This window comes from Aquaspirillum serpens DSM 68 (genome assembly GCF_000420525.1).
Lineage (GTDB): Bacteria > Pseudomonadota > Gammaproteobacteria > Burkholderiales > Aquaspirillaceae > Aquaspirillum > Aquaspirillum serpens.
The window spans coordinates 36,989-56,450 of record NZ_ATVC01000007.1 but is presented as its reverse complement, the minus strand read 5'-3'; the positions used below and the strand labels follow the sequence as shown (position 1 = coordinate 56,450).

21 protein-coding genes are annotated in these 19,462 nt (G+C 50.3%); 14 read left to right on the top strand and 7 right to left on the bottom strand.

From position 1 onward, the window contains the following. Positions 1 to 151 precede the first annotated feature (151 nt). The 4 genes from G465_RS0102955 to G465_RS0102940 all read right to left on the bottom strand — a co-directional run bounded on the left by G465_RS0102955 (position 152) and on the right by G465_RS0102940 (position 2,705). Positions 152 to 670, bottom strand: coding sequence for an REP-associated tyrosine transposase (locus G465_RS0102955; RefSeq protein WP_022652995.1), 519 nt, complete (start codon positions 668 to 670; stop codon positions 152 to 154). Positions 671 to 838: 168 nt separating this feature from the next. Then, on the bottom strand, positions 839 to 1,363 hold the full coding sequence (ssb, locus tag G465_RS0102950; protein ID WP_022652994.1) for a single-stranded DNA-binding protein: 525 nt from the start codon (positions 1,361 to 1,363) through the stop codon (positions 839 to 841). Positions 1,364 to 1,407: 44 nt separating this feature from the next. Beyond that, complete coding sequence (locus G465_RS0102945; RefSeq protein WP_022652993.1) at positions 1,408 to 2,115, bottom strand: SAM-dependent methyltransferase; 708 nt, start codon at positions 2,113 to 2,115, stop codon at positions 1,408 to 1,410. Further along, a complete protein-coding gene (locus G465_RS0102940; protein ID WP_022652992.1) occupies positions 2,115 to 2,705 on the bottom strand; it encodes a Maf family protein in 591 nt (196 codons plus the stop codon). Before G465_RS0102940 ends, G465_RS0102945 begins: the two co-directional genes overlap by 1 nt. Before the next feature lie 54 nt (positions 2,706 to 2,759). Here G465_RS0102940 and G465_RS0102935 point away from each other — a divergent pair, with 54 nt between their 5' ends. From G465_RS0102935 to G465_RS13210, 10 genes are all read left to right on the top strand, one after another. Then, the gene (locus G465_RS0102935; RefSeq protein ID WP_022652991.1) at positions 2,760 to 3,257 is read left to right on the top strand and encodes a YceD family protein; all 498 of its coding nucleotides are present in this window, start codon (positions 2,760 to 2,762) and stop codon (positions 3,255 to 3,257) included. 26 nt (positions 3,258 to 3,283) lie between these two features. Then, positions 3,284 to 3,463, top strand: coding sequence for a 50S ribosomal protein L32 (rpmF, locus tag G465_RS0102930; protein WP_022652990.1), 180 nt, complete (start codon positions 3,284 to 3,286; stop codon positions 3,461 to 3,463). Between the two features lie 96 nt (positions 3,464 to 3,559). Next, entirely contained in the window at positions 3,560 to 4,612 is a 1,053-nt protein-coding gene (plsX, locus tag G465_RS13215; protein WP_052165365.1) for a phosphate acyltransferase PlsX, read from the top strand. Continuing rightward, on the top strand, positions 4,609 to 5,571 hold the full coding sequence (locus tag G465_RS0102920) for a beta-ketoacyl-ACP synthase III (RefSeq protein WP_022652988.1): 963 nt from the start codon (positions 4,609 to 4,611) through the stop codon (positions 5,569 to 5,571). The genes plsX and G465_RS0102920 overlap by 4 nt, the downstream gene beginning before the upstream one ends. Before the next feature lie 27 nt (positions 5,572 to 5,598). After that, positions 5,599 to 6,531 carry an ACP S-malonyltransferase gene (gene fabD / locus G465_RS0102915; protein WP_022652987.1) on the top strand — a complete coding sequence of 311 codons (933 nt, stop codon included), beginning with the start codon at positions 5,599 to 5,601 and terminating at the stop codon, positions 6,529 to 6,531. 5 nt (positions 6,532 to 6,536) lie between these two features. After that, positions 6,537 to 7,277, top strand: coding sequence for a 3-oxoacyl-ACP reductase FabG (fabG, locus tag G465_RS0102910; protein ID WP_022652986.1), 741 nt, complete (start codon positions 6,537 to 6,539; stop codon positions 7,275 to 7,277). Positions 7,278 to 7,405: 128 nt separating this feature from the next. After that, positions 7,406 to 7,648: an acyl carrier protein gene (gene acpP / locus G465_RS0102905; protein WP_022652985.1), complete on the top strand. Its 243-nt coding sequence runs from the start codon at positions 7,406 to 7,408 to the stop codon at positions 7,646 to 7,648. Positions 7,649 to 7,933: 285 nt separating this feature from the next. Continuing rightward, positions 7,934 to 9,175, top strand: coding sequence for a beta-ketoacyl-ACP synthase II (gene fabF / locus G465_RS0102900; protein ID WP_022652984.1), 1,242 nt, complete (start codon positions 7,934 to 7,936; stop codon positions 9,173 to 9,175). Between the two features lie 84 nt (positions 9,176 to 9,259). Further along, entirely contained in the window at positions 9,260 to 10,585 is a 1,326-nt protein-coding gene (locus G465_RS0102895; RefSeq protein ID WP_022652983.1) for an aminodeoxychorismate synthase component I, read from the top strand. Positions 10,586 to 10,634: 49 nt separating this feature from the next. Further along, on the top strand, positions 10,635 to 11,720 hold the full coding sequence (locus tag G465_RS13210) for an alpha/beta fold hydrolase (RefSeq protein WP_022652982.1): 1,086 nt from the start codon (positions 10,635 to 10,637) through the stop codon (positions 11,718 to 11,720). 33 nt (positions 11,721 to 11,753) lie between these two features. Here G465_RS13210 and G465_RS0102885 read toward each other — a convergent pair whose 3' ends face one another. Next, on the bottom strand, positions 11,754 to 14,273 hold the full coding sequence (locus G465_RS0102885) for an EAL domain-containing protein (RefSeq protein WP_027405112.1): 2,520 nt from the start codon (positions 14,271 to 14,273) through the stop codon (positions 11,754 to 11,756). Positions 14,274 to 14,411: 138 nt separating this feature from the next. Beyond that, positions 14,412 to 15,011: a polyhydroxyalkanoate synthesis repressor PhaR gene (gene phaR / locus G465_RS13205; RefSeq protein ID WP_022652980.1), complete on the bottom strand. Its 600-nt coding sequence runs from the start codon at positions 15,009 to 15,011 to the stop codon at positions 14,412 to 14,414. Between the two features lie 487 nt (positions 15,012 to 15,498). Between phaR and G465_RS0102875 the strand changes: the two genes are divergently transcribed. The 3 genes from G465_RS0102875 (at position 15,499) to G465_RS0102865 (ending at position 17,816) form a co-directional block, all read left to right on the top strand. Further along, positions 15,499 to 16,044 carry a phasin family protein gene (locus G465_RS0102875; protein WP_022652979.1) on the top strand — a complete coding sequence of 182 codons (546 nt, stop codon included), beginning with the start codon at positions 15,499 to 15,501 and terminating at the stop codon, positions 16,042 to 16,044. Positions 16,045 to 16,213: 169 nt separating this feature from the next. Further along, positions 16,214 to 17,344 (top strand): M14 family metallopeptidase, encoded by a 1,131-nt coding sequence (locus G465_RS0102870; protein WP_022652978.1) that lies wholly within the window; start codon positions 16,214 to 16,216, stop codon positions 17,342 to 17,344. A gap of 271 nt (positions 17,345 to 17,615) precedes the next feature. Next, the gene (locus G465_RS0102865; RefSeq protein WP_022652977.1) at positions 17,616 to 17,816 is read left to right on the top strand and encodes a hypothetical protein; all 201 of its coding nucleotides are present in this window, start codon (positions 17,616 to 17,618) and stop codon (positions 17,814 to 17,816) included. A gap of 48 nt (positions 17,817 to 17,864) precedes the next feature. Here G465_RS0102865 and nadC read toward each other — a convergent pair whose 3' ends face one another. Then, complete coding sequence (gene nadC, locus G465_RS0102860; protein ID WP_022652976.1) at positions 17,865 to 18,710, bottom strand: carboxylating nicotinate-nucleotide diphosphorylase; 846 nt, start codon at positions 18,708 to 18,710, stop codon at positions 17,865 to 17,867. A gap of 75 nt (positions 18,711 to 18,785) precedes the next feature. On the opposite strand from nadC, the gene G465_RS0102855 reads away from it, so the two are divergent. After that, on the top strand, positions 18,786 to 19,460 hold the full coding sequence (locus tag G465_RS0102855; RefSeq protein ID WP_022652975.1) for an energy-coupling factor ABC transporter permease: 675 nt from the start codon (positions 18,786 to 18,788) through the stop codon (positions 19,458 to 19,460). Positions 19,461 to 19,462: the final 2 nt, after the last annotated feature.

The following is a 19,462-nucleotide window of genomic DNA, read 5'->3' as shown; positions in this document are numbered from 1 at the left end:
GTGGATGCGCTACGCTTATCCCCCCTACGTTATTTGTTTCGCAATCTTTTTTTTCGGCAATTCCATGCCGTACGTAAACATTCAGATCACCAAAGGTGCAACACGGCAGCAGAAGGCGGAGTGGATGCGCTATGTTTATCCACCAAATTACTCACTCAAACTCCATCTGCTTTACTATATCCGGTAACGGGTAACCCCAATCGTTCGGATACCAGCCTTTAGCGAAAAATTTATGAAATGATGACCACGGCCAATCTTTAACTTGCTGTACTAGGCCATGTTTAACTGGATTAAAATGAATGTAATCTAAATGATTTTGCCAATCTATTTCATCACGAATTTGGTGTTCCCAAAATCGGCGTTGCCATACTTGGCGTTCATTTCTGTGATTGGTCTGTCTATCTAAATCTCGTGATACGCGTTTCTTTATTTCTCGCCAACGAGATGAAAAATCGCTATCACCCTGCGGTAATTGCCAAATGCAGTGCAGGTGATCCGGTAAAATTACAATGGCTTCAATGATAAAAGGTTTTTCAAGCAATGTTTGCCTGAAAGCCTGCCGTAAACAATCAATATGATTTTCGTTGTTAAACCATGGTTTTCTGTTTTTTGTCACGACGGTGAAAAAATATTTTCCGCCCGGGCTTTGGGCTCGTCGATAGTTGCTCATGTTTGAAGTTGGGCAGGTGTTGGTGGATGCGCTGTGCTTATTCGCCCTACGCCGGTGTATTCCTTTTGGTTGGTGGATGCGCTACGCTTATTGACCCCACACCAGTATTCGGGTTGAGATAATCGTAGCGCGTCCACTCAATAAAAATCCGTTTAAATAAATTGAGATTTAAAACGGAATATCATCGTCCATATCGTCAAAATTCGCCGGCTGATTGCTGATTGGCGCGGGGGCTTGACGGCGTGGGGCGGGTGGGGGTGCGCTGGGGCGGGCGGGGGGCGTATCGTCACGCATCGCGTGATAACCGTTATCTTCCATCATCGGTGGCACAGCATCATAGCCACCGCCCATTCCACCACTGTCACGCCCCCCTAACATCTGCATTTGGTCAGCAATAATCTCTGTGGTGTAACGATCTTGGCCGTTTTTATCTTGCCACTTACGGGTTTGCAAACGGCCTTCGATATACACCGGACGGCCTTTTTTCAAATACTCACCAGCAATCTCAGCCAAACGGCGATACATCACAATATTGTGCCACTCGGTACGCTCTTGTTTTTGGCCGTTTTTATCTTTCCATGTATCCGTTGTGGCAATACTGAAATTGCACACCGCTTCACCGCTGGCCATATACCGAACTTCTGGGTCACGTCCCAGATTGCCTACCAAAATCACTTTATTGACAGAGGCCATGTTGAAATTCTTTCATCAGAGGTTAGGGAAAATAGCGTTTATGCTTATTGGGTTGAGTCTACAATAAATAAAGCAGGTCGCTTGTGAAAGTCAACCTGATTGCGTGGCCATTTTGCCACGGGTTGGCTGATGATCGTCTCGCTGGCGAGAGTCAGATCACAGGCCACCGTTAAACGTGTGTCAGGGGCCAGCGTTTGTAACAAGCTGTCGATCATCGCCATATTGCGGTAGGGCGTTTCAATAAATAACTGTGCCGCCTTTTCTTTGCGTGAACGCTGCTCCAACTGTTTCAACGTTTGCTGTCGTGTGGCGGTATCCGCTGGTAAATAACCATGAAAACTAAAACGCTGCCCATCCGAACCCGATGCCATTAAAGCCAAAACAATCGACGAGGGCCCCGCTAGTGGGCAGACGGTAAAACCGGCTTGGTGCGCACGCTTTGCTAATTTCGCCCCCGGGTCGGCAATGCCGGGGCAACCCGCATCAGAAATCAATCCCACATCGTGCCCAGCTTGTAGCGGCGCTAATAACGCAGCAACGGCATGATCTGGCGTATGTTCATTCAGCTCTTGTAACCATAATTGCTGCAATGGGGTGTGCAAACCCAGCGTTTTCAGATGGCGGCGCGCTACTTTGGCTGTTTCGACCACAAAATGCTGTAAATGTTGTACCCGCTGTAACTGCGCGGGTGCGAGCCAATCGGGCATTGGCATCTCACCCAGTGGTGTTGGAATCAGAAATAGCGTGGCCATTACAATACCTCAAGCCCTTCGGCTGCCAAAAAGCCAATCAAAGCAAAGACAGGCAACCCAATTAAGGCGTTCGGGTCGGTCGATTCAATGCGCTCGATCAACGCACCGCCCAAACCCTCGCTTTTTGCTGCTCCAGCACAGCGCAGCGCATCCGGCTCGCGGGCAAGGTAGGCGGCGATTTGTGCGTCGCTGTAGTCACGCATCACCACACGCGTAATATCCACCATCTCTTGGCTGTGTCCGGTTGCGCTATTGAAAAGACAGAGCGCGGTATGAAAGGCCACTGTCTGGCCACGCATGGCTTGAAGCATGGCAACAGCTTTTTCGTGCGTTCCGGGTTTGCCCAGTTGTTGCCCCTCTAACAGCGCCACCTGATCCGAACCAATAATCAAGGCTTGTCGATAAGCATGAGCCAGTGATTTGGCTTTGTCGCGGGCGAGGCGTTGTGCTGTGGCGGCGGCAGTTTCACCGGCCAGTGGTGTCTCATCACAGTCCGGTGCAATAGCGGCAAAATCCAGTCCAAAACGAGCTAACAAAGCGTGGCGAAAGGGAGAGGTCGAAGCCAAGATTAAACGGGGTGTGGTGGACATAAGTATGCGTTTTCTTTGACAAGGTAAAGCGCTGGATTATATCATGCGCGGTTTATGTCAACCCCGATTTTGATCGACAGCCTCTCATTTGCCCGAGATCGGCAAAGCCGCAGTGGCCGCATAGCATTGGCTAAGCTGGCACGAGTGGTCGAGGAACTGGCCGCTACTGATGGTGAGCTGGTGTGGTCGCTACAAGGTGATATCGATACCTTGTCGCGTCCTTTTTTGCGCTTGCAAATTCAAACCGTACTGACCTTGCGTTGCCAACGTTGTCTCGAAACCATGCCGTTCTCGCTTGATGTTGACAGCCGTATCACACTCTTTACCTCTGAGGCTCGCCTCGAGTCGGCCTGTGAAATGGACGAGAGTTTAGATGCGATTGTTGCAACAGAAGAACTCAATATAGAGGCGTTGATTGAAGACGAAGTGCTGTTGGCCCTGCCGATAGCGCCGCGCCACGAAAACTGTGGCAATGCGGCACTGGAGCGCAGCCGTGCCGAACGCCCCAACCCCTTTGCCGTGCTGGCCAGCCTGAAACGCCAGCCCGAGTAAAACCCTATCCGTTTCAAGGAGTCATCATGGCTGTTCAACAGAACAAAAAATCCCCGTCCAAGCGCGGTATGCATCGTGCCCACGACTTTCTGACCGCCCCTGCTTTGGCAGTCGAAGCTTCCACCGGTGAAGTTCACCTGCGCCACCACATCAGCCCTAACGGTTTCTACCGTGGCCGCAAAGTCGTGAAAGCAAAAGGCGAATAAGCTTTTGCTCCGGCGGCATGGACTGAGTTTCAGGCCGAATCAACCCAGTCAAGCCGTGCCTTTCGCACGGCTTGACTTTTCCCGCGTCTTACTCAAATGACCCTAACCGTTGCCATTGATGCAATGGGCGGCGACGTTGGCGTTGCCGTCACCGTGCCAGCGGCACTGGCCTTTCTCGAACAGCATTCCGACGTCCATCTGATTTTAGTTGGACAAGAAGAGGCTATCTCTGCCCAACTACAAAAGGCCCATCTTCGCGATCACCCTCGGCTGACCATTCATGCCGCGAGTCAGGTGGTTGAGATGGATGAATTGCCGCAAATTGCTTTAAAAAATAAAAAAGATTCTTCGATGCGGGTGGCCATTAACTTGGTCAAAGAAGGTCGTGCTCAAGCTTGTGTGTCGGCGGGTAATACCGGCGCTTTGATGGCAACGGCGCGCTTTGTTTTAAAAACCTTACCCGGAATTGATCGGCCAGCGATTGCCAAATTGATGCCAACGCTCAAAGGCGAGACCTGTATACTCGATTTGGGTGCTAATGTCGATAGCTCACCCGCGCAGCTACTACAGTTTGCCATCATGGGGGCATCTCTGATTGGTGGCTTGCACAATAAAGCTGCGCCAACCGTCGGCTTGTTGAACATCGGTTCTGAAGACATTAAAGGCAATGATATTGTCAAACAAGCGGCGGAGTTACTCCGGCAATCGGCATTGAATTTCTACGGTAATGTCGAAGGGAATGATATCTACGCCGGCACCGTTGATGTGGTGGTGTGCGATGGCTTTACCGGTAACGTTGCATTGAAAACCTCAGAGGGTTTGGCCCACATGGTGGCAACCTTCTTACGCGAAGAATTCACCCGTACTTGGTGGGCTCGTTTATGTGCGCTGGCGGCCTTGCCGGTATTGCGCCATTTTAAAAAACGGGTTGACCCGCGCCGTTATAATGGCGCAAGTTTGCTTGGCTTACGCGGTATCGTGGTGAAAAGCCACGGCGGTACCGATTCGTTTGGCTTTCAGTGTGCATTGCAACAAGCGTTCGATGAAGTGCGTGCCAATGTAAGTCAACATATTACTGAACAGGTCGCACAACAGTTACAACACTGTGCGGCATCCGCAGACCTTCTCCAAACTGAAATCAGCCCATGACCTATGCACGTATTGTTGGAACTGGCAGCTATCTCCCTGAGCGTGTGCTGACCAATGCCGAACTTGCCCCCCGTATTGGCAGTGACGAAGAATGGATTGTCAGTCGTACTGGGATTCAGGCTCGCCACATTGTTGCGGATGATCAGAAAACCAGTGATTTAGCCGTGATTGCTGCTCAACGCGCCTTAGCCGCTGCCAATCTTGCTGCCACTGACATTGATTTGTTGATTGTTGCAACGGCTTCAGGGGATATGCAATTCCCCAGTACGGCAAGTATTGTGCATCAAAAATTAGGGATGACACCGCAAGCTGCCGCTTTTGATGTGGCGGCGGTGTGTGCTGGGTTTGTCTATGCACTCTCGACTGCGAATGCCTTTATCCGTAGTGGACAAGCGCATCGTGTATTGGTGATTGGGGCCGAGACTTTCTCGCGCATTCTCGATTGGAATGATCGTCGTACCTGTGTGTTGTTTGGCGATGGCGCAGGGGCGGCGGTGTTGGTGGCGGATGATGAGACAGGGATTCTCGGCTGTCACATTCACACGGATGGTCGCTTTGGGTCGATTCTGAATGTGCCAGCCAGCATGCAGCATGGACAGATTGTCGGTAGCCCTTATCTGTATATGGATGGTCAAGCGGTATTCAAATTTGCTGTCAAAGCCTTATCAGAATTAGCGGCTCGCACCTTAGAACAAGCTGGTTTTGCACAATCTGAGCTCGATTGGTTGGTGCCGCATCAGGCTAACCTACGCATTATTGAAGCCACAGCGCGTCATTTACATTTGCCGATGGAAAAAGTGGTGGTTACTCTGCCACAGCAAGCCAACACCTCTGCTGCCTCGATTCCTCTGGCTTTGGATGCCGCAGTGCGCGATGGCCGGATTCAACGTGGCCAGTTAGTGATGTTAGAAGGCATTGGCGGTGGGTTTGCGTGGGGCTCGGTGCTGCTGCGTTATTGATTGTTCGCCTCATACAAAGGAAGAAAGATGGCATTTGCGTTTCTGTTTCCGGGTCAGGGTTCACAAAGCCTGAAAATGATGGATGGTTTTAGCGCCTTCCCGTTGGTCAAAACCACTTTTGAAGAAGCCTCTGCTGTGCTGGGCGAGGATTTGTGGGCGATGTTACAGGCAGAAACGCCTGATGCGATTAACCGAACCGTGAACACCCAACCTTTGATGTTAACGGCAGGGGTGGCCATTTATCGTGCATGGTTGGCCGCCGGCGGTGCAAAACCGCAATGGTTGGCTGGACACAGTTTGGGTGAATATAGTGCCTTGGTAGCGGCGGAGAGTTTGGCTTTTGCTGATGCGGTCAAATTGGTGCGTTTACGCGCTGAGGCGATGCAAAGCGCTGTGCCCGAAGGCGCCGGTGCGATGGCTGCTATTTTGGGCTTGGAAGATGCGGATATTATGGCTGCATGTGCCGAAGCTGCACAGGGCGAGGTGGTGTCTGCGGTGAATTTAAATGCGCAGGGACAAGTGGTGATTGCCGGACAAAAGACCGCCGTGGATCGCGCGATTGAGGCGTGTAAAGCACGTGGCGCAAAACGTGCTTTAGCTTTGCCGGTTTCAGTGCCTTCGCATTGTGCGCTGATGCAACCTGCAGCAGAAAAGTTAGCATTGGCATTGGCTGAGACGCCTCTCCATGCCCCAACGATTCCAGTGATTCACAATGCCGATGTGGCCTCGTACACCGAAGCCGCTGCCATTCGTGACACTTTGGCGCGTCAACTGTATCAACCGGTGCGTTGGACAGAAACCATTGCTTACTTAGTCGCCCAAGGGGTGACGCAGCATGTTGAATGTGGGCCGGGTAAGGTTTTGGCTGGTTTGGGCAAACGCATTGATAAAGCGGTCAATACTTTGGCTTTGACCGATGCAGCAGCGATTGAAGCGGCGATGGCCGCATTAGCGGAGTAATCAAGATGTCGATGCAAGGAAAAATCGCACTGGTCACCGGTGCTTCGCGCGGTATTGGTGCCGCCATTGCTGATAGCTTAGCGGCAGAGGGCGCTGTGGTGATTGGGACGGCTACGTCTGAAGCCGGCGCTGCTGCGATCAGCGAGCGTTTGGCGGCCAGCGGTGGCGTAGGCATGGTCTTCCGTACCGAAAGCGGTGCTGAAGGGGTGGATACACTCTTGGCTGCTGTCGAAGAAAAATATGGTGCAGTGGCGATCTTGGTGAATAATGCCGGTATCACCCGCGATCAGCTGCTAATGCGGATGAAAGACGATGATTGGGATGCCATTATGGAGACCAATCTTAAATCGGTGTATCGTCTCTCGAAAGGCGTATTGCGCGGCATGATGAAAGCGCGTTGGGGCCGTATCATCAACATCGCCTCTGTCGTTGGGGTGATGGGGAATGCTGGGCAGTGTAATTATGCTGCAGCTAAGGCCGCTATTATCGGTTTCTCGAAATCCTTGGCACGTGAAGTCGGTAGCCGCAATATCACCGTGAATTGCGTTGCACCGGGCTTTATTGCCACCGATATGACTGCTGCGCTACCAGAAGCGCAGCGAACAGCACTCGAAGGCCAAATTGCGCTGGGTCGCTTAGGTGAAGCACAAGATATTGCCGATGCGGTCGCGTTTCTGGCCTCTTCTCGCGCGGGTTATATCACGGGTACGACCTTGCATGTCAATGGTGGTATGTTAATGGTATAGTCGCTGTGCAGTGTTGCCAGCGCTTGTTGCACAAGCAATTGTGCGGATAAGCATTTTTTTTCTGGATTTTTTGTTAGAATGGCGCGGTTTTTTGCAGCCCGCCATAAAAAGGGAAAGGTTTACTCCAAATGGAAAACATCGAACAACGTGTTAAAAAGATCGTCGCAGAACAACTGGGCGTCAACGAAGCAGAAGTCAAAATCGACTCTTCTTTCGTCGATGATCTGGGTGCCGACTCTCTCGACACGGTGGAACTGGTGATGGCACTGGAAGAAGAATTCGGTTGTGAGATTCCAGACGAAGAAGCAGAGAAAATCACCACAGTGCAACAAGCTGTGGACTACATCAACAAGCACCAGAACCAGCAGTAATTCCGCTTGCCGGAATATCAACCTCTGCCGGTGTGCTGTTTGCACACATTCAACAACGGCAGAGGTTTTTTGCTGTCTGGCCAACTCAAACAATCGTTTTAGCTGTCAACAGCCTCCCACTGCCCGTTTCAATGTGCCTGTGGCAAGTGCGGTAAGATTTTCGGGCTTGTGGGTGACAGATGATGTCAAACAACGGCGTAAGCTTGGCTGGTTTAACCAGATTTAAGACACGCGGTCAAAGTTCCCCTTACATCAGTGGGATAGATGTCAATAAAGGAGTTTCCCTTGGCACGACGCAGAGTTGTGATTACTGGTCTTGGGCAAGTTAGCCCAGTTGGCAACGACATCGCGACTGGCTGGGCCAATATCGTGGCTGGCCAATCTGGCATTACCCGTATCACGCGCTTTGATGCCAGCGACCTTGCTTGTCAAATTGCTGGTGAGGTAAAAGGCTTTAACATTGGTGATTACATTTCACCAAAAGAAGCCCGCCGGATGGATGTGTTTATTCATTATGGGATTGCGGCAGCGTTTCAAGCGGTTGCCGATGCTGGGTTAGAAGACCTGCCCAATTTGGATAAAACACGAGTTGGGGTCAATATCGGCTCGGGTATCGGTGGGTTACCATTGATCGAAGAAACTGGGGTGGCGTTATATGAAGGGGGACCGCGTAAAATTGGGCCTTTCTTTATCCCAGGTTCGTTGGTTAATTTGATTGCGGGTCATGTTTCGATCATCAAAGGCTTTCAAGGGCCAAGCTATGGCATCGTATCCGCATGTACCACTGGTGCACACTGTATCGGTGATGCGGCAAGATTGATTCAGTATGGCGATGCCGATGTGATGGTGGCTGGTGGAGCAGAAGGGGCGATTACCCGCCTTGGGATTGGCGGTTTTGCTGCCATGAAAGCGCTCTCCACACGTAACGATGATCCGGCAACCGCGTCTCGTCCTTGGGAGACTGGCCGTGATGGTTTTGTGATGGGTGAAGGTGCGGGTGTGGTCGTATTGGAAGAATACGAACATGCAGTGAAACGCGGCGCCAAAATTTACGCTGAATTAGTCGGTTTTGGGATGAGCTCGGATGCTCACCACATCACCGCACCCAATGCCGAAGGCCCTGCTCGGGGTGTCTTGAATGCCCTGAAAGATGCAGGGATGGCGCCTGATGAGGTTGATTATGTCAACGCTCACGGCACCTCGACACCATTGGGCGATGCCAACGAAACCCGCGCGCTAAAAATTGCGTTTGGCGACCATGCAAGTCGACTGGCGATCTCATCGACTAAGTCGATGACAGGGCACCTCTTGGGCGGTGCTGGTGGTGTCGAAGCGGTGTATTCGATCTTGGCGCTGTATCACCAAATCGCGCCGCCGACCATTAACTTGTTCGAACAAGATATCGCTGGTGAATGTGATTTGGACTATGTGCCGAATCAAGCCCGCGACATGAAGATGAATGTAGCGATCTCCAATTCCTTCGGCTTTGGTGGCACTAACGGGACGTTGGTGTTCAAGAAAGTCTAAAAGACGCTGCAATTCGGGTGAATAGTTTGCCCACTCTGGCCGCCGTGATACGCTCACGGCGGTTTTATTTTTTCTTGGCTCTGCATGTTTACTCATACTTTCGCTGTCACTCCTGATTTGCACGCCCTGCATGCTCATTCTCCTGCGGTATTCCCGACTTTGCTGCAATCGGTGGCTCATCAGGGGTGGGATATTTTGTTTGCTTTGCCACGCCACACCCGCTTGTTTCAGCAACATGAGGGCAGTGAATTGCTCGCAGCTTTAGCCGCCTTGCCGGTGGTGGCAAATACCTCTCCGCTGAACACACCTTTGCCTTTTACCGGTGGCTGGGTGTTTTATTTGGCGTATGAGGTGTTACATCAGTTCGAACCAACGGTACCAGCACCCTATGCCGATGCTTTTCCTTTGGCAGCCTTAGCGCGGATTCCAGCGGCAATTTTGGTCGATCGTGAACAGCAACAAGCCTATGCTGTCGCTGAAACAGAAGCTGAATTGCAACAACTGCTGCAGATGGTGTCTTCGGTACCGACTTGGCAGGCGCCTGCCCTCACCATGACGGCATTGAGCGAAGACCCTCCCGAAGCGTTTGTTGAAGGTGTGGTGAAGGTACAGCGTTATATCCGCGAAGGGGATGTCTTCCAAGTCAATCTCTCGCGACAGTGGCAAGCGACATTAGCCCCATCACAGCAAGCAATAGATGTTTTTGCCGCCTTACGACATGCCAACCCTGCGCCCTTCTCGGCGTTATGGCAATTTAATCCACATCAGGCAATTGTCAGTTCTTCACCTGAACGATTGGTACGGGTACGTCAAGGCTGGGCCGATACGCGCCCGATTGCAGGAACCCATCCTCGGTCGAGTGATCCGGAACAGGATGCGGCTTTGAAAGCCAATATGATTGGTAGCCTGAAAGAGCGTGCAGAGCATGTGATGTTGATTGATTTAGAGCGTAACGATTTAGGCCGGATTTGTGTGCCGGGGACGGTCGAAGTCGATGAGTTGATGACTGTCGCCAGTTATCCCTTTGTGCATCATATCGAATCGAACATCCGTGGGCGCTTACAAGCCAACATCAATGTCTTGCAACTGTTCCGTGCTTTATTCCCCGGTGGCACCATTACCGGTTGTCCTAAAGTGCGTTGTATGCAGATTATTCGTGAGTTAGAAACCACGGCTCGCGGTGCTTATACCGGCAGTTTGGGCTATCTCAATCACGATGGGCGCTTAGACAGCAATATCCTAATTCGCACCTTTATGATGGAAGGCGATCAGCTGCGTTTCCGCGCTGGCGCTGGCATTGTGGCGGACTCCGATCCCGAACGTGAATTACAAGAAACCCGCCATAAGGCACGGGGATTGTTACGGGCATTGGGGGTCGATGGGCAAGATAGGGGTACGCTGGTCAAATGACACTGAACGCGGCATGATGCTGATTTTATCGCTTTGAGGTGGCGTCGTGATGTCCAGTTTGCCCTTGGTAGAAAAACAGCGTCTGCGTATTCGTGATTTTGTGACAGTGGATGGTGTGGCGTTACCAGATTTTGATTTAGGGTATGAATGCTATGGCACACTGAATGAAATGCGTAGCAATGCTATTTTAGTGTGCCACTACTTTTCTGGTAACAGCCATGCGGCGGGTCGCTATCAACCAGACGATCCTTTGCCGGGGTGGTGGGATAGTTTGATTGGCCCTGATAAAGCGTTTGATACCAATCAATTTTTTGTGATTTGTTGCGATACACTGGTCAACCAGAACCTCAACGCCATTGCTACCGGCCCTGCGGCGATCAACCCTGCCACCGGCTTACCGTTTGCGATGGATTTTCCCGAAATCACGATGCGTGATTTTGTGAATGCACAACGTCAAGTCTTGCGTCATTTCGGGATTGAGTCGCTGTACGCGGTGGCAGGGCCATCAATGGGTTCGATGCAGGCCTTGACGTGGGCGGCGGCTTATCCTGATGAAGTCGGTAAGGTGATTGCGGTGATTCCGGCTGGCTTATCGTCAGATGCCTATTTAATCGAGCGAACTGAACAATGGGCAACACCGATTCGTCTGGATCCTAATTGGCAGCAAGGGCAATACTACGGTCAAACCCGACCTGAGCAGGGGTTACAAGCGTGTATTCGTCAAATTGTGCTCGACGCACTGCACCCTGATTATCTCAACCCCATCTTTGGCCGTCGCAAAAACGACCAAGGTGAGTTTTCGATTCTCCATAGTTTGCAAAAGCGTGCGGCGGAGACGGCAGCATTGTCCGATCCCAATGCCATCTTGTATTTAGTCCGGGCAAATCAACGCTATGACTTGCTAGAAGATCTGCAACAAGGCGATGCGCGTACGATTACCGCACCCTTGCTGTTTATCGCTGCCGAGAGTGATTTGTTGTTATATCCAGAGCGTGCTTTGGCGGCAGCGAATTGGCTGCGAACACAGGGAAAAACTGTCTATTGGCTGACCTTGCAAGGCAGCGGCGGACATTTGGATGGTGTGAATGCAATTGCAGAATTAAGCGAAGAAATTCAGCAGTTCTTGTTGGCGTAAGCAAGACACACCCGCCGCCTAGGCGGCGGGGGATTAGAGTGCGATATGTAGCAGAAATTGCTCGTGTAATAGCTCGTCAATTTCTTCAACGGGTAACGGACGGCTAAAGAAATACCCTTGGCCGCTTTCGCAGTTTTTATCGCGTAAGAAATTAAGTTGTTCGACGTTTTCAATGCCTTCGGCCACCACTTGCAGTTCAAGACTTTTAGCAAGAGAGATAATGGCTGAGGTAATCGCCGCATCGTCACGATCTTGATGCAAATCCATCACAAAAGAGCGGTCGATCTTGAGAATTCCAATCGGCAGTTGTTTCAGATAGGCCAATGAAGAGTAGCCTGTCCCAAAATCATCAATTGCCAATCTGACACCCAATTCTTTCAGCCGCGACAAGGTGCGGGCAGTGGCTTGGGCGTTTTCCATCGCTGCCGATTCGGTGATTTCTAATTCGAGGCAGTGTGCAGGTAAGTTGTGTTGTTCCAACGCATCGCGCACATTGGTCACAATATCATCTGACATCTTTAATTGGCGATGCGAGAGATTGACCGCCACTGGGCCGGGGAGACAGCCTTCGTCTAACCAGCGGCGCGCATCGGCACACGCGCGGTCTAATACCCAACGGCCAAGCAATACAATCAGCGACGATTCTTCCGCGATTGGGATAAATTCCCCCGGCGAAACAAAACCCAATTCTGGATGTTGCCAGCGCAGGAGTGCTTCAAGGCCATTCATCCGGCCCGTTCGCAGCTCATATTTGGGTTGGTAATACACCTGCATTTCATTGTTATTGATGGCTTGGTGCAAACTGGTTTCTAGCCGCATCCGTTCCAAGGTTGCCGTATTCATGTCAGCAGTAAAGAAACGGAACGTGTTTTTACCTTGTTCCTTGGCGCGATACATCGCGGTATCGGCATTCATCAACAGCGTTTGCACATCTTGACCATCTTCGGGATAGACACTGATGCCAACACTGGCTGTCACATAGACATCGTGTTCACCAATTCGCATCATGCCAGCCAGACTATCAATGATTTTTTTGGCAACTTGGGCGATGGATTGAATGTCGCGAATATCTTCCAAAATCACCGTAAATTCATCGCCCCCCAAACGGGCTACGGTATCACTGTCGCGCAGCAAACTGGTTAGGCGAGTGGCGACGGTTTTCAATAGCTGATCGCCTGCCGCATGGCCAAGGGTATCGTTGACAAATTTGAAGCGGTCGAGATCGAAGAACATCAACGCCAACAGGCGCTGGTGGCGTGAAGCGGCGGCCAGTCCTTGATTCATCCTCTCCATAAACAAGGTGCGGTTAGGAAGACCGGTCAGCGCATCGTGGTTAGCAAGGAAATGTAGCCGTTCTTCAGCCAATTTCCGCTGCGTAATATCGGTGAAGATACCGGCAAAATGGGTGAAGTTGCCGCTGTTGTCACGAATACCGGTGATGGTTAAATGTTCGCTGTATAGCTTACCGTCTTTGCGGCGGTTGGTGACCTCCCCTTCCCACACGCCATGCTTGTATAAGCTGGCCCACATGTGTTGGTAGAATTCTGGCGGTTGTAAGCCTGAATTGAGAATGCGAGGGCTTTTTCCTAACACTTCTTCTTTGCGCCAACCGGTGATGCGGGTAAAGGCAGGATTGACGGTTTCGATAATCCCGTTGGCATCGGTAATCACAATGCCTTCTAAGGTTGAATCAAATACCTTGTCTGCTAAGCGCAGGTTTTGGCGCGACAAATTGAGGGCTTCATCACGTTCTTTAAGCGCATATTGCAGCTCGTTGACGTATTCATGCTCAATCGAGGTCAGAATATCCGAGAAACTGACAACCCCAATTAAACCGCCATGCTCATCAGTCACCCCGAGGTGGCGAATATGTTTTTCTGCCAATAATTTGCGCGCGTAATACAAGCTAGAGCTGGCACGGGCGGTAATCATGGGCCGTGACGCAATGTCACCCACGCGGGTGATGGTGGTGCGTTGGTTGAGGTGCCACAACACATCGCGCTGGGTCAAAATGCCATAAGCACCATCATCGAAAAACACTACGATGGCTTCGAGATGCGCTGCTCGCATTTTGGCAACAGCATCAGCAAAGCTACAGCGTTCGCTGATCGGCTCGGGTGAGACAAAGGGAATTGAATCGAGGCTTTTGAGTTTGAGGAAGAATTCCGCACCCTGATTTAACACGACATCAGTTTGCGACAAAATCCCGCAATAGCTGCCTTCGGCATTGACCACCAGATAGTGTCGGATGCGTTCCTGTTTAAACCGGATGACCGCCTCAGAAAACGGTGTGCCAACGGCCAGCGTTTTGACGGGGCTGCTCATCACTTCAGAAATGGGACGCTCGAAGGTATGAGGATCGGCAAAATCAAGATCTAGCGCGTCCGCTTCGGTCCAGATACCTATTGCGCGCCCCTCGTCCATGACGATGATCGAGCCACACATGGCATCACGCATCATTTTCCCTGCTTCACTCAGGGTCGTGGTGGGGGGACAGGACAGAATAGAGGGTGAGATGACCTGCTCGACTGTCTTGTTAAGCACAAGTTTCATTAGGCTAAAGGCTCGTGGACAAAAAACTGTAAAAGCGGACGGCCATTATATCGAGATTCAAAACACTCATGACAACAAAAACTGCTTTGCATGACGATGCGCAAAAGAAATTTTCAATGTCAGGTGTGGTAATCCTGATTAAGGTTTACGTTTATTCGGATCTTTCTCGTCATTTATTGGGTTTTCAGCATTTGGCTGATTATAATTGGCAGGAAAGCCAAAACCGCTAAAAAGATTTTTTGCTCTTTCTTGCATCTGATTTTGCATTTCAACAAACATATTGGTACTTTGCTCAAGATAGCTTGTCATCATATTTTGCATGGCAGGCCCTTGGAACTTCATAAATTCACCCCACAAATTCGGGCTGGTGAAGACGTTATTGTCCCCATAGACCGAACGTGTTTGATCTTGCAGTTTTTGTTGCATTTGTGCGAACAACTCGAGATTTTTTTCTAAATATCCGCCCATCAAGCCCTGCATTGCATTGCCATAAAAACGAATAATGCGGGTTAACACATCGTAAGAGAACATCGGTACACCGCCGGTTTCCTCTTCCAGAATAATTTGTAGCAATACACTGCGGGTAATGTCATCTTGTGTTTTAGCATCAATAACTTGAATTTCGACTTGCTCTAACACTAACTGTTTGACATCACTTAGGGTGATGTAAGAACTGGTGGCCGTATCGTACAAGCGGCGGTTGGGATATTTCTTAATCACACGTTTTTCATTGTTCATAATATTTTCCTCCGGAGTCTTTATATTCGTACTACTGGATCGAGCTGCGACTTTAGCATAAAAAGGTTTGTGCATCGCAGCTGTCATCTTACTGAAAAAACTTTGAAAACAAGGCTAATTTCTGTGCGGTGCAATAATTTTGTTTGACGCTGCCCTGTTAGCCTGCCTACAATGGGCCTCTATGAATGCAGCCCAACTTGGCAGTGTTCATGATGAGTTTATGCGTCCTGCCAATGTGTGTCGCGATTGTACTTGTGTGTTGTCGTATGTCGTCCTAGCTTAAAATTAGGGCGATGAATAAATCGCTCTACTGCTTAGGAATGGGTCATCGTAGAGAATTTCCTCTGGTTTCCCTCCCCCCGCCAACCCCACTGTATCGGGGTTACTGAATTAGCAGCGTAGTGCTTGGTAAGGTGCATCTCAACAGAATAGATCGCAAAGATCAAACAAATACCGTCACGGTTTCCGCTCAGCTAAAGGAGAAGTCATGTTTAACACCCCCGAACAGTTCACTAAAGTTTCTGCTAACGGCCTGCAAACTCTGCTGCGTTTTAGCGAAATTTCGCTCAATGGCTTGGAACGTCTGATTAAACTGCAGTTGGAAACTACCAAGCATACGCTGGAAGAACAAGCAAAATTGGCACAAGAATTTTCTTCCGTGTCCGACAATCAAGAAGCCATCAAACGCGTCAATCAATTGGCTGCGGCTTCGGTTGAGCAATTAGTGGCTGCTTCGCGCAACTTCTATGATGTGGTGTCTCAGACCCAAGGCGAATTGTCCAAATTGGCTGAAGACAACCTGAGCGAGTTCAATAAAAACGTGGTTACTGTGTTAGACCAAATCGCACAAAATGCCCCAGCGGGTAGCGATACTGCGGTTAATGCACTGAAATCTTCGATTGCTGCAACTGCCGCCGCAATGGACAGCATGACTAAAGCTGCCAAACAAGTGGCTGAATTTGCCGATACCAGTGTTAAAGCTGCTAGCACCGCTACTGCTGATGCAGTGAAAAACGCCAGCAACAAAAAATAAGCCGACCTCTCGTTAGGCCATGCTAACCCGACTTCGGTCGGGTTTTTGTTTTTGTGGTGTGGTTTTAGTGCCAAACCATGGTGGTATCCGATACGATAGCGTCAGATTGTGGTTTTTTAGAGAAAGGAGCGCGTAGAAAGTCGCCAACCCTGCTTTCTGCGCAGACAGTATGATCAAAATCAGCAGTGCATTTGATGCCGGTAGTATTGAAGTCCTTGCCGCCGACGAATTCGAAGACATTCGCCTCCAATTACGGCCCGACTGCGCCGCCGATATTCGGCAATGGTTTTATTTTCGGGTGCAAGGGGCTGCCTACCAGAATTGCACCCTGCGGTTATTGAACGCCGCCGAGGCCGCCTATCCGGCGGGTTGGGAAGATTACCAAGCCATGGCTTCCTACGACCGCGTGAACTGGTTTCGGGTGCCAACACGCTATGAATCTGGCCAACTGATTATTGATCATACTCCGCTTGCTAATAGTATTTATTATGCTTATTTTGAACCCTATTCTTGGGAACAACATCTTAATCTGATTGGCGAGGTACAAAGTTCGGGTTTGTGTCAGGTGCACGATTTGGGTAGCACGATACAAGGTCGAGACATGAACCTGCTGACCATTGGTCATGAAGTCAGCTCGGACTACAAAATTTGGGTGATTGCCCGTCAACATCCGGGCGAAACGATGGCCGAATGGTTTGTTGAAGGGTTGTTACGCCGTCTGCTTGATTGGCAAGACCCTCTATCACGCGCCTTACTCGATCGGGCGACTTTCTATGTCGTACCGAATATGAATCCAGATGGCGCGGTGTTGGGTAATTTACGCACCAACGCAGCGGGTGCTAATTTGAATCGTGAATGGCAAACTCCTTCGCTGACAAACAGCCCAGAAGTGTTGTTGGTGCGCGACAAAATGTTAGAAACCGGCGTTGATTTATTTCTTGATATTCACGGCGATGAAGCTTTGCCCTATGTCTTTGTCGCTGGTTGTGAAGGTAATCCCAACTACAGCCCACGTTTAGCCAGTTTAGAACAACTGTTCAAGCAGGCCTTTATGCAAGCTAGTCCTGATTTCCAAATTGAACAAGGTTATGCCCTTGATGCACCAGGGCAGGGTAATTTGACGATGGCAACGAATTGGGTGGGACAGCAATTTGACTGCTTGGCATTCACTTTAGAAATGCCGTTTAAAGATAATGCCAACTTGCCGGATGATGATTATGGTTGGAATGGGCAACGTAGTTTGCGCTTAGGCGAGGCAATTTTGCATCCGATTTATCAGGTATTAAATCAGCTACGCTAAAATTTTTGCTGATTGCTGCTTTGGCATATTGCGCTAAGCCGTATTTTTCTTTACATTGACGTTAATTTTGCTGCAATGCAAAAGACCACCACCGAACCGGCCCGTGGTCCTAACGTCAACTACCCAGTGACGATCCTTCCCTGTTGGGGGCATCCCCCGACAGAGTGCCGAGACTCGGTTAAGCGCCGTGTCTTTCGGGCGCAATCGTGCCCTGACGCTGTTCGCTGTTTGCGAACACCCGACGACACGTCATGTGCAAGGAGATAAAATCATGACAGAAAATATGACCCCTACTGCTAGCCAAGCTTCACCTCGCCGTTTGCGTCCTGCCCCTGCTGTGGCACGCTGTGAGGCCTGTGGTGAGCATTTTTCTTACACCATCGGCAATCATCGTATTTGCCCCGCCTGTCGCAGCATGCAAAGCTTCGAGCAAGCTCGTGCCCGCTTAGGCGATCAAGTCTTATTCATGTGATCGATGCAAGACTGACAACGCCCCGCATTAAGCGGGGCGTTTGTTTTGTTAGAACGTAAAACGCATCGAGAGGTCGATGGCTTGCACATGCTTGGTCAGGCCACCGATGGAAATACGGTCAACTCCAGTCGCAGCAATCTCGCGCACTGTTTCTAAATTGACATTACCCGACGCTTCGAGCTGAGCGCGACCGGCGGTGAGGGCAACGGCTTGGCGCAGTTGTGAATAATCCATATTGTCGAGCAAAATCAGCGTAGCACCGGCGGTTAAGGCTTCTTCTAATTCAGCATGGTTTTCCACTTCAATTTGAACTGGAATATGCGGCGGAATGTCGCATTTGGCTTGTGCTAATGCAGCAGTGATGCTGCCTGCTGCTAAAATATGGTTTTCCTTAATCAAGACGCCATCGTACAAACCCACTCGCTGATTGACTCCACCGCCGACTGTCACTGCATATTTTTGTGCTAAACGTAGGCCTGGCAGTGTTTTACGGGTGTCCATAATCTGGCATGGCAGCCCTGCAATCGCGTCAACATAGCGGCGTGTTTCGGTGGCGGTGGCGGACAAGGTTTGTAAAAAATTCAGTGCACTGCGTTCGGCGGACAGCAAAGCGCGCGCTGGGCCGGTGATGTGACAGAGGACGGTATTGGCGGTTTGTGTCGAGCCCTCGGCAACTTGCCAATCAATTTGGCATTCGGGGTTGAGCTGGCGAAAGCATTCGTTAAACCATGCTTGGCCGCATACCACTAAGGATTCACGGGCGATGACTTGGGCTTGTCCCTGTCGATCGGCTGGAATCAGCGAAGCCGTGACGTCGCCACTGGCAATGTCTTCTGTCAGTGCTTGAGCCACTTGGGCGGCAATGTGATGAAAAGCAGGAAGAGAAGCAGTCATATTGTTGGATCAGAAGCAAAAAATAGATTGTATGCCATAGTTTGAGATGCTTTGCAGCATTGTGAGAGCCCCATTATGAATTTCCCTGCTCATTTTTTTGATGCTTCGACACAGTATCTAGCGCTGTTGCTGGTGTGTTTGGTGTTGTTCAAAGCTGCGTGGTCAATCCAATGGCGTAAATTGGATGCCCGTGCTTTGAATGCGTGGATGGGAGCGTGTGTTGTTTTGATGTTGTTGTGGTCGCTGAAAGGTGGGTTTCAGCCTGGTTTGGCCTATCACTTACTCGGAGCAAGTGCCTTTACCTTGTTAGCAGGGCCAGCAATGGCCTTGTTGGGGATGGCGATTGTGTTGGCAGCTGTGACCGCCTATGGCATGGCTGATTGGTGGGCGTTTGGCCCTAATTTTTTGGTGATGGCGGTAGTGCCGGTGTTGATTACCCGCTATGGCCTGCAACTGGCACAAAAACATCTGCCTCCGAACTACTTTATTTATATTTTCTTTAATGCTTTTTTTGCCGGTGGAATCAGTATGTTCTGCACCGGCCTGAGTGGTGTCTCTACTTTGGCGTTGGCCGGCGCCTATCCCATTGATTATTTGTTTGGCGATGCACTGGCCTTTTACTTTTTATTATCGTGGTCAGAAGCGTTTACCACTGGTTTGTTGATTGCGATTGTTGTGGTGTACAAACCGCATTGGGTGATCACTTTTGATGATCGCCGCTATTTGTATGATAAAAAAGACGGTCGTTAACT

What these genes read in the sequence shown, in the direction of transcription:
- G465_RS0102955 (WP_022652995.1), bottom strand. Translation starts at nt 670, where the DNA reads ATGAGCAACTATCGACGAGCCCAAAGCCCGGGCGGAAAATATTTTTTC.
- ssb (WP_022652994.1), bottom strand. Translation starts at nt 1,363, where the DNA reads ATGGCCTCTGTCAATAAAGTGATTTTGGTAGGCAATCTGGGACGTGAC.
- G465_RS0102945 (WP_022652993.1), bottom strand. Translation starts at nt 2,115, where the DNA reads ATGGCCACGCTATTTCTGATTCCAACACCACTGGGTGAGATGCCAATG.
- G465_RS0102940 (WP_022652992.1), bottom strand. Translation starts at nt 2,705, where the DNA reads ATGTCCACCACACCCCGTTTAATCTTGGCTTCGACCTCTCCCTTTCGC.
- G465_RS0102935 (WP_022652991.1), top strand. Translation starts at nt 2,760, where the DNA reads ATGTCAACCCCGATTTTGATCGACAGCCTCTCATTTGCCCGAGATCGG.
- rpmF (WP_022652990.1), top strand. Translation starts at nt 3,284, where the DNA reads ATGGCTGTTCAACAGAACAAAAAATCCCCGTCCAAGCGCGGTATGCAT.
- plsX (WP_052165365.1), top strand. Translation starts at nt 3,560, where the DNA reads ATGACCCTAACCGTTGCCATTGATGCAATGGGCGGCGACGTTGGCGTT.
- G465_RS0102920 (WP_022652988.1), top strand. Translation starts at nt 4,609, where the DNA reads ATGACCTATGCACGTATTGTTGGAACTGGCAGCTATCTCCCTGAGCGT.
- fabD (WP_022652987.1), top strand. Translation starts at nt 5,599, where the DNA reads ATGGCATTTGCGTTTCTGTTTCCGGGTCAGGGTTCACAAAGCCTGAAA.
- fabG (WP_022652986.1), top strand. Translation starts at nt 6,537, where the DNA reads ATGTCGATGCAAGGAAAAATCGCACTGGTCACCGGTGCTTCGCGCGGT.
- acpP (WP_022652985.1), top strand. Translation starts at nt 7,406, where the DNA reads ATGGAAAACATCGAACAACGTGTTAAAAAGATCGTCGCAGAACAACTG.
- G465_RS0102895 (WP_022652983.1), top strand. Translation starts at nt 9,260, where the DNA reads ATGTTTACTCATACTTTCGCTGTCACTCCTGATTTGCACGCCCTGCAT.
- G465_RS13210 (WP_022652982.1), top strand. Translation starts at nt 10,635, where the DNA reads ATGTCCAGTTTGCCCTTGGTAGAAAAACAGCGTCTGCGTATTCGTGAT.
- G465_RS0102885 (WP_027405112.1), bottom strand. Translation starts at nt 14,273, where the DNA reads ATGAAACTTGTGCTTAACAAGACAGTCGAGCAGGTCATCTCACCCTCT.
- phaR (WP_022652980.1), bottom strand. Translation starts at nt 15,011, where the DNA reads ATGAACAATGAAAAACGTGTGATTAAGAAATATCCCAACCGCCGCTTG.
- G465_RS0102875 (WP_022652979.1), top strand. Translation starts at nt 15,499, where the DNA reads ATGTTTAACACCCCCGAACAGTTCACTAAAGTTTCTGCTAACGGCCTG.
- G465_RS0102870 (WP_022652978.1), top strand. Translation starts at nt 16,214, where the DNA reads ATGATCAAAATCAGCAGTGCATTTGATGCCGGTAGTATTGAAGTCCTT.
- G465_RS0102865 (WP_022652977.1), top strand. Translation starts at nt 17,616, where the DNA reads ATGACAGAAAATATGACCCCTACTGCTAGCCAAGCTTCACCTCGCCGT.
- nadC (WP_022652976.1), bottom strand. Translation starts at nt 18,710, where the DNA reads ATGACTGCTTCTCTTCCTGCTTTTCATCACATTGCCGCCCAAGTGGCT.
- G465_RS0102855 (WP_022652975.1), top strand. Translation starts at nt 18,786, where the DNA reads ATGAATTTCCCTGCTCATTTTTTTGATGCTTCGACACAGTATCTAGCG.